The 8,077-nt window shown below is 51.8% G+C and carries 8 protein-coding genes and 1 pseudogene; 6 read left to right on the top strand and 3 right to left on the bottom strand.

The features are described from left to right. Together IKE44_RS10265 and IKE44_RS10260 are read right to left on the bottom strand one after the other, a co-directional pair. Nucleotides 1–327 (bottom strand): annotated as a pseudogene (locus tag IKE44_RS10265) (spore germination protein); the annotation flags it as partial. Further along, nucleotides 324–1,418: a GerAB/ArcD/ProY family transporter gene (locus tag IKE44_RS10260; RefSeq protein WP_287465826.1), complete on the bottom strand. Its 1,095-nt coding sequence runs from the start codon at nt 1,416–1,418 to the stop codon at nt 324–326. The pseudogene IKE44_RS10265 and the gene IKE44_RS10260, both read right to left, overlap by 4 nt. A gap of 261 nt (nt 1,419–1,679) precedes the next feature. Between IKE44_RS10260 and IKE44_RS10255 the strand changes: the two genes are divergently transcribed. From IKE44_RS10255 to IKE44_RS10240, 4 genes are all read left to right on the top strand, one after another. Further along, nucleotides 1,680–1,958, top strand: coding sequence for a YetF domain-containing protein (locus IKE44_RS10255; RefSeq protein WP_049626706.1), 279 nt, complete (start codon nt 1,680–1,682; stop codon nt 1,956–1,958). A 120-nt stretch (nt 1,959–2,078) separates the two neighbouring features. After that, nucleotides 2,079–2,456 (top strand): GntR family transcriptional regulator, encoded by a 378-nt coding sequence (locus IKE44_RS10250; RefSeq protein WP_064213440.1) that lies wholly within the window; start codon nt 2,079–2,081, stop codon nt 2,454–2,456. Then, nucleotides 2,453–3,352 carry an ABC transporter ATP-binding protein gene (locus tag IKE44_RS10245; RefSeq protein WP_049626705.1) on the top strand — a complete coding sequence of 300 codons (900 nt, stop codon included), beginning with the start codon at nt 2,453–2,455 and terminating at the stop codon, nt 3,350–3,352. Before IKE44_RS10250 ends, IKE44_RS10245 begins: the two co-directional genes overlap by 4 nt. Further along, nucleotides 3,327–5,033: an ABC transporter permease gene (locus IKE44_RS10240; RefSeq protein ID WP_049626704.1), complete on the top strand. Its 1,707-nt coding sequence runs from the start codon at nt 3,327–3,329 to the stop codon at nt 5,031–5,033. Before IKE44_RS10245 ends, IKE44_RS10240 begins: the two co-directional genes overlap by 26 nt. Nucleotides 5,034–5,102: 69 nt before the next feature. On the opposite strand, the gene IKE44_RS13875 is transcribed toward IKE44_RS10240, so the two are convergent. Then, nucleotides 5,103–5,330 carry a YczF family membrane protein gene (locus IKE44_RS13875; protein WP_033015165.1) on the bottom strand — a complete coding sequence of 76 codons (228 nt, stop codon included), beginning with the start codon at nt 5,328–5,330 and terminating at the stop codon, nt 5,103–5,105. A gap of 125 nt (nt 5,331–5,455) precedes the next feature. On the opposite strand from IKE44_RS13875, the gene IKE44_RS10235 reads away from it, so the two are divergent. Beyond that, entirely contained in the window at nt 5,456–7,081 is a 1,626-nt protein-coding gene (locus IKE44_RS10235) for a spore germination protein (protein ID WP_121650136.1), read from the top strand. Further along, the coding region (locus tag IKE44_RS10230) for a Ger(x)C family spore germination protein (protein ID WP_287465822.1) at nt 7,078–8,077 on the top strand (1,000 nt) is incomplete at its 3' end. The genes IKE44_RS10235 and IKE44_RS10230, both read left to right, overlap by 4 nt.

Here is an 8,077-nt window from a genome sequence, read left to right as displayed (position 1 = left end):
TCCCATATACTCAAGCGCCGCCGGTTTGCGGGCCTCGATGTCAGCAGCCGTAAAGCACGGATGCTGTTCGCACAGCTCGCGGAACATCGGATAAATGGCCTTTTGCAGCATTTGCGTATCGCACAGTTCTTCACAATAAATAAACAGCAAGTGCACGACAGCCGCCGAGCCGTCAAAAGAGGTTGGAATCGCGGCTTCCGTCATGATGACATCCGGGCATTTGGCGTACATCGTGCGCAACGCCTCTTCGGAGATGATGACGGTCTCGAGCCCCGTGTAATCGTCTTTCAACCGTTTGCCTTCGGCGGCTCGCATGGGTCGTTTCATCCTGCCACCCCTCTTTTCTTTTTTCGATATGCCAACAAAGCGAAACCACTTAACACAACGGACAGCGCAAGACTAAACAGCAGCGATGCCGGCAGCACCCCATGTTTGACAAAATGCAAAAACTGTTCATCGCTGACCGGCGCCAGCGCCGCCAATGTGATCGCCAAGTAGAGGACAATGAGCACCCAACGGCGGGTTTGCGGATGGCGGATCGGAAACAATTCCACAATCAGCGCTGTCGATAAGGAGATGCGGATAAAGGCGCCGGACAGCCATTGATAGACCGACAGAAAGTCCACATGCTCAATGTACGTCCCTAAACTGACCATCCGCCATTGCTCAAACGCCGGATAGCGAAGGCGCGTCGCCTGCTCGGGGCCAAATTCGGTGATGGTGCCAATCGTCGGCCCGATGCTCAGCCCGGCTGTGAAAACAGCGATGGCGGCAAGCGCCTTCCATGAAAATGGGCGAGGCAGGCGATGGGAGAGAAACAATAGAACGATCACTTCCACATATCCCGCTCCGGCGTACATCATGCCGTTGAGCACAGGTCCAACACCATGTTCAAGCGTTGGTCTGAGCAGTGAATAATCTTTATGAGGCGTGGTCGAGAGCATAACGAAAAAACCAAACACGATGACGAACGGGCAAATGATCATGGAAGTGTTGGCAATCGAGTCGATGCCTTGGTACGAGTTATAAAAACAAACGGCCACGATGACCAAAATCAGCGCCCATCTCGGCGTCGCCGTCAAATAAGAGGTGGTGGTAAACGTGACCGTATCGTTTAACGTGACAAAACTATGAAGAAGCAAGAATGCGCTGCTGACACCGGCCATCGCATAAGCAGCCGCGCTCGAAAATCGGGCCTTGAGCCAGTCAAACAGCCGCTCGCCGTTCAGTTGTCGGATGGTGAAATAAAGCAGCGGCAGCCAAACGAGCAAACACGCCAACGCTCCCAAGGCGGCGATCCACGCATCGCGGTGGGCGGCCTCAAACATAAAGGGGATGATGATGACATGATTCATCAGCCCGACCGACAGCATGACCATAAATAACAGTTGCAGAGCGCTAAGCGGCTGTCCGTTCATCATGGATCCCTTTCTTTCCATGCAATCTCCAAAGGGCGGGGGATGTAGGGCAAAAGGCTGCTGATTCCAGAAACCTTGCTGAACCGGCTTCTTTTCTGATGAAATGCCGCTGATTGGCTTTCTAAAACGATAGTGTTTCCAGTCCAGGGGAATTTATCCGCGCAAACGGCAACCCAACAGCGAAACTTCTCAGGCGGCAGGGGGCACAATACAGGGAAGAAAGGGCGAACATCAACGGCATGCAAGGGGGCGCAGCATGAAATGGCTTCATTTGACGATCGGCGTGAAGATTTCCAGCTGCCGCTCCACCCGGTGTATGTCCCGGTGACGCTGATCCGGGATGGCCAGCTGTTGGCAGACGAATTAGCGGAGCTTGGGAAAACGGAGCAATGGCTGGCCGCCAAACTGCAAAAACAAGGAATTGCCTCGCCAAAAGACGTGTTGATCGCCGAGTGGCTCGAAGGAGATGGGCTGTTTGTTCAGACGTATCAGCCCGCCGAGCGGCAACGGTCAACGAGGCGGCAAACGGCGCCGGAATGAGAGGAAGAAAGAATCCAGGAATGGATTCTTTCTTTATTTTGGAAAAAATTCTTGCCTTTCTTCTGTTTTATGTGTACTATTGGTTATAGTGCGGTTGTGACAATGAGAGGAGGAGGGGAGATGTTTGAGCTTGATATCCGCAGCCGCCAGCCGATTTACGAGCAGCTGATTGACAAAATGAAAGAAATGATCGTTCGCGAACTATGGCAGCCGCACGATCAGCTGCCATCGGTCAGGACGATGGCGAAACAGCTGATGATCAACCCAAATACGATTCAAAAAGCGTACCGCGAACTGGAACGTGACGGCTGGATTTATTCGATTCCAGGGAAAGGCAGCTTCGTTGCCCCGCGCTCGAAAGAACCAAACATCGAGGCGATCGCTGCGGTCCGTGAGCAGTTTGTCCGCCTTGTCAAGGAAGCACGGTTTTTAGGGGTGACAAATGAGCAGTTATGGCAATGGATTCGAGAAGGGGAGAAAGAGGAGGGAGAATCGTGATTCAACTTGTGGACGTGACGAAAATGTTTGATCGATTTGCCGCTGTCAAGGGCGCGAACATGATGGTGCCAAAAGGAGCGATTTACGGGCTGCTCGGCCCGAACGGCGCTGGAAAAACGACGCTGCTAAAGATGATGGCAGGCATTCTCCGCCAAGATCGCGGAACGATTGCAGTGGACGGGGAGGATGTGTGGGAAAATGTCCGCATCAAGCAACGCCTTTTGTTTTTGCCAGACTTTGTCTACTTTTTTCCGCACGCGACAATTCGGCAAATGGCGGATTTTTACGAGCAACTGTACCCTTCGTTCAGCCGCGGACGGTTTCTGGAATTGCAGTCCGTCTTTGCGCTTGATCCAAACAAAAAGATTCAGCAGTTTTCCAAAGGCATGCAGCGCCAGGCGGCGTTTTGGCTTGCTTTTTCCGTCCGGCCGGACGTGCTCATGATGGATGAGCCGCTTGATGGGCTCGACGTATTCGTCCGTCGCCATGTGAAGCAGCTGCTCATAGAAGAAGTGGCCGAACGGGAGATGACGGTCGTCATTTCGTCGCACAATTTGCGCGAGCTCGAAGATTTATGCGACATCGTCGGATTGATGGCGCAAGGGACCGTACGGATGGAGCGCGATTTAAACGAGCTGCGCGCCGGGATGCATAAAATTCAAGTCGCGTTTCGCGGCGGATTTCCGAGCGAGTTGGCCGAACGCCTTGACATCGTGCATCGCGAGGAGCGCGGCAGCATCGTTCTTCTTGTCGTCCGCGGCGAGAAACGATCTATCGAAGAGACGGTGAGTTCGTTTGCTCCGCTCATTCTTGACGTCTTGCCGTTGTCGTTGGAAGAAATTTTTGTGTATGAAATGGGGGATGTTGTCGATGTCCGCGAAACGGTTGTCGGCTAACCGTGCCATGTGGACGCAAAATGTTCGCCAAATCGGCTGGATTGCCATCATTCATCTGCTGTTATGGCTGGCGGCGATCGTATTGCCGATTGGGCTTTCGTACTCGCAATATGATCCAAAAGTCGGAAATGTGTCGCCATGGAAAGACGTTTACGATATATCCAACGGGTTCGAGACGTTGATTGCTTGGCTTGTCCCGATCTTGGCGGCGGCCGGCGTGGTTCGCTATATGCATGAGAAACGGTTGGCTGATTTCATCCATAGCTTGCCCATCCGCCGCACCGAACTGCTTGCCGGGCAGATGCTTATTGGATGGCTCTTTTTGGCGGTTCCGCTCGTGTTGACCGCCTTGGTTGCGATCGGATGTCTGTACGGACTTGATCTCCCGTGGCCGATTGGAGCGGGGGATGTGGGACGATGGCTTGGCGAGACGCTTGTCGTAGAGACGGTGATTTTTGCGCTAGGTGTCATGGTCGGCGTGCTCGTCGGCCAATCGATCGTTCATATTGTGTTAACGAATATTGCTCTCTTTTTTCCGACAGGCATCATGGTGCTGCTGTTTAGCAATTTGCCGTTATGGTTGTATGGATTCCCCGATGGGTACTATTTATCGGGAAATCTGATGGATTGGGCGCTGCCGCTGCCGATTCGTTATGCGATGCTGACGGATCAGGCGATGAGCGCGGGGGAAGCCGGACTGTTGCTGCTGTTGTCGCTTCTGTTTTTCGGGGTGTCCATTTGGTTGTACGAGCGGCGGCCGACGGAAGCGGCCGGACAGGCGCTCGCCTTTTCAGTGCTTCGCCCGCTGTTTGTGTATGGAGTGGCGCTTTGCATGTGCTTGACCGGCGGGTTCTACTTTGGACAAGTCCAACGGCAGTGGGGATGGATCATCTTTGGGTATGTTGCGTTTTCGCTTATCGGGTATGCCGTTGCGCAAATGGTCGTGATGAAAACATGGCGTGTTTTTCATAAATGGAAAGGGTATATCGCCTTTGCCGCTGTGATGTCGGTCTTATTTTTGACTGTGCGCCTTGATCCGGTTGGATATGTGAGACACGTTCCGAATTTGTCCGATATTGAGAAAGTCTATTTCGGCCAGTCGGTGATGAATTGGCAAAATCCTAACTTGATGGAAAGAGAGTTTGAAGCATTCGATCAGTTTTTGCGCACGAAGGACAACATCAAAGCTGTCAGGGCGCTTCATGCGCAGCTTGTGCACGATCAGCCGCTCCTGTCACGTTTTGGCAACGTGATTGTGATCGGCTATGTGCTAAAAGACGGCACGCGTCTCCTCCGCCGCTACGAAGTGCCGATTGAACCGTACATGCCGTATTTTCAGCGCATCATGGGTTCAAACGAATATAAGCAGCAATATTATTTGCTCCTTCGCCCGAGCTATTCTCCGATCCGCCAAGTGACGATCCGCAATGTCGAAACGGGGCGTCCGGTGGTCGTGCTGGCCGATCCGAAGGAGATCGAGTCGTTTGTCCAGGCGCTCAAACAAGATTTGTGGAATGAGCCGGTGGAGGACATCATCCGCGGGGGGAGAACATGGCAGGGGGATATTGAATTGCTGCAAAGCGACGGCGATTCGTTTACCGTTCCCTTATCTTCACACAGCACCCATGTTCGCGAGTGGTTGCAACAACGGCATCATTGGGAGCAAATACAGAAAAGGTAACGCCCGATGAAGAGAAAAGGTGTCCCGTTGCTTTTGGGGCACCTTCCTCTTTTTTCCACCGGCTGTTGGTCAAGACGTTTTGTTTTTTCGTTTCCACATCCAAACGTTCAATAGATCGAGCAACAGAAAAAAAATGAACAAGGATAAAATAAATAGTTCAGGCATTTCCATTGCCCGAAAGGGATTCAGCACGATATACAACGATTGATGCAAGGTCATCCCCATCAACTGATCCATGCTTACCATCGTTCCTATGGCGAGCAAGGCAAACATCAGCCAAACAACAATTAGTTTCATGGCGTTCCACCTGCTGTTTTTCTTTAGTTTTTGCTATTGATTCAAAACTGATGCACGGGCGTATACCCTCCCGATTTCGTGTCCATAATGAGGGATAAAAAGGAAGCGGAGTGAGGAGGAAAAACATGCTGTTTCAATGGGGAATGGGCCGACAAAAAAAGCAGATCAATGACAGGGTGAAACAAGAAGGACCGGACCATAGCGGCGAGGCAACGGACGTCCCGCAAGAGCCGATGTCAGCTGAATTAGCCGTCAACCTTGACATCATCCGCCAAACGACTGGACAAAGCAGCGATGTTGTCATCCGCCGGTTTTCGCTTGGCCAAGAGAAGCAAATCAATGCAGCCATCGTCTTTGTGGATGGTCTTGTTGACGAAAAACATGTGTACGAGTTTTTGCTAACGCCGTTGCTAGAGGCGTCATTTCCACTGTCATTAACAGAAAAAGAATCGTTTCCGTGGATCGAACAAAAGTTGGCCGCGGTGGGCGGTGTGAAGCATGTCATCGATTGGGAACACCTGTTTTTGGAGCTGTTTTCCGGAGAGACCATCATCTTGTTGGATGGGGTGCCGTCCGCTGTCAGCGCCAGCACCAAAGGCGGCCAATATCGTGCAATCGAGGAGCCACAGACGCAACTCGCCGTCCGCGGGCCGCGCGAGGGATTTACGGAGTCGTTGCGCGCAAACACCGCGATGATCCGCCGCCGCATTAAAAATCCCAATCTTTGGCTGGAAACGATGCAAATCGGCACCGTGACGCAAACGGATGTCGCGATCATGTACATCAAAGGCATTGCCAATGACGAGGTTATCGAGGAAGTGAGAGCGCGCCTGCGCCGCATTGATACGGACAGCGTGCTTGAGTCCGGTTATATTGAACAGTTAATCGAAGATCAAACGTTTACGACATTTCCGACGATCTACCATACCGAGCGTCCCGATGTGGTGGCGGCGAATTTGCTGGAGGGGCGGATTGCGATTTTGATTCAGGGGACGCCGTTTATCCTGATTGTGCCGGCTTTGTTTATCCAATTTTTTCAAGCGGTAGAGGATTATTATGCCCGTTTTGATATCGCCACTGCTCTCCGCTTTTTGCGCGTATTGATTTTTTTTCTCTCGCTCGTTGCGCCGGCCATTTATATCGCGGCGACGACGTTTCACCAAGAAATGATCCCCACTCAGCTTGTCATCGCCATTGCCGCCCAGCGAGAGGCTGTGCCGTTTCCCGCTTTTGTCGAGGCATTAATCATGGAAGTGACATTTGAGATTTTGCGCGAAGCGGGGATTCGGCTGCCGCGTGCAGTCGGACAGGCGGTGTCGATTGTTGGTGCCTTGGTCATCGGGCAGGCGGAGGTTGAAGCTGGATTTGTATCGTCGGCGATGGTAATCGTCGTTTCGATCACGGCGATCGCCAGCTTTGCGACGCCGTCGTTTGCCATCGCCATTTCAGCCCGCCTCATCCGCTTCGGGTTGATGTTTTTAGCAGCGATGTTCGGGTTTTACGGCATCATGATGGGGTTGTTGGTTATGATTCTCCATTTATGCAGCTTGCGTTCATTTGGCATGCCATACATGTCGCCGCTCGCTCCATTTATTGCAACCAATGTAGGCGATACCCTCTTTCGGATTCCGACATGGATGTACCGCGAGCGGCCGCGCCTGATTAACCAGAAAAATATCATTCGCCAATCAGGGGATCAGAAACCGCAGCCTCCGGCGCCAACACGCCAGGAAAAGGAGGATGGATCATGAAACGATCTATCGCCATGTTTGTGTCCCTTTTTGTTTGTGTGGTGTTGTTGACTGGTTGTTGGAGTAAAAAGGAGCTTCCTGACTTAGCGTTTGTCATTGCCGTTGGTCTTGATAAAACAAAAGACGGCAGATATTTGGCCTCGTTTCAAGTCGTCAACCCCGGCAACGTCGCCGGCGCCACCCAGCGTGGCGGCGGGGCGGGCGGCGTGCCCATTTCCGTTTATACGTCGACCGGAGACACATTGGTCGAGGCAAGCCGGAAAGCCTCGAAAAAGTTGTCGCGCATCCTGTATTACGCTCATACCAACTTGGTGGTCATCAGCGAGGAATTGGCACGCCAAGGGTTGAATGGGGTATTCGATGCGATAGAACGGAATCAAGAGTTTCGGACGACAACGAAGCTGGTTATTGCTCATGGCCACTCAGCGAAAGAGGTGTTAAGCGTATTAACACCCATTGACAAAATTCCCGCCAATCAAATTATTAAGACGTTGGAGTTTTCCGAGATGGACTTGGGGCAGACAATCAACACTGATGCCTGGTGGGCGATTCGTGATTTTACATCTTCAGGAAAAAATATAGTCTTGACGGGTGTTGTCATTGAAGGAAACACACAGCGGGGCAAACGGCAAACAAACGTTCAATCCTCTGTGCCAGATGCTCGCATCAGCTTGGATGGGCTGGCGTTATTTAAAAAAGACCGTCTTGTTCGCTGGGTGAACGGCTCAACGGAACGAGGCGTGCTTTGGGTGTTGGATCGAATCAAACAAACGAATATTACGATCCCATGGAAAGGAAAAAAAGAAGCGATTGGTTATCGAGCGATGAGAGGGACAACGAGGTTAAAAGTGGAATTGAAAAACGGCCATCCTTCCATTTTGGTTCATATCCAAACAGAAGGGGATATCAGTGAGACATACGTCCCGATCAATTTGGCTGATTACCGATTATTGTTTCAATTGGAAAAGGCGATTGGTCGGGATATTGAACGGGAAG

The organism is Geobacillus sp., assembly GCF_017515625.1.
GTDB lineage: Bacteria > Bacillota > Bacilli > Bacillales > Anoxybacillaceae > Geobacillus > Geobacillus stearothermophilus.
Note: the sequence above shows the minus strand (reverse complement) of the source record. Positions and strands in the feature narration are given on the sequence as shown.

What these genes read in the sequence shown, in the direction of transcription:
- IKE44_RS10260 (WP_287465826.1), bottom strand. Translation starts at nt 1,418, where the DNA reads ATGAACGGACAGCCGCTTAGCGCTCTGCAACTGTTATTTATGGTCATG.
- IKE44_RS10255 (WP_049626706.1), top strand. Translation starts at nt 1,680, where the DNA reads ATGGCTTCATTTGACGATCGGCGTGAAGATTTCCAGCTGCCGCTCCAC.
- IKE44_RS10250 (WP_064213440.1), top strand. Translation starts at nt 2,079, where the DNA reads ATGTTTGAGCTTGATATCCGCAGCCGCCAGCCGATTTACGAGCAGCTG.
- IKE44_RS10240 (WP_049626704.1), top strand. Translation starts at nt 3,327, where the DNA reads ATGTCCGCGAAACGGTTGTCGGCTAACCGTGCCATGTGGACGCAAAAT.
- IKE44_RS13875 (WP_033015165.1), bottom strand. Translation starts at nt 5,330, where the DNA reads ATGAAACTAATTGTTGTTTGGCTGATGTTTGCCTTGCTCGCCATAGGA.
- IKE44_RS10235 (WP_121650136.1), top strand. Translation starts at nt 5,456, where the DNA reads ATGCTGTTTCAATGGGGAATGGGCCGACAAAAAAAGCAGATCAATGAC.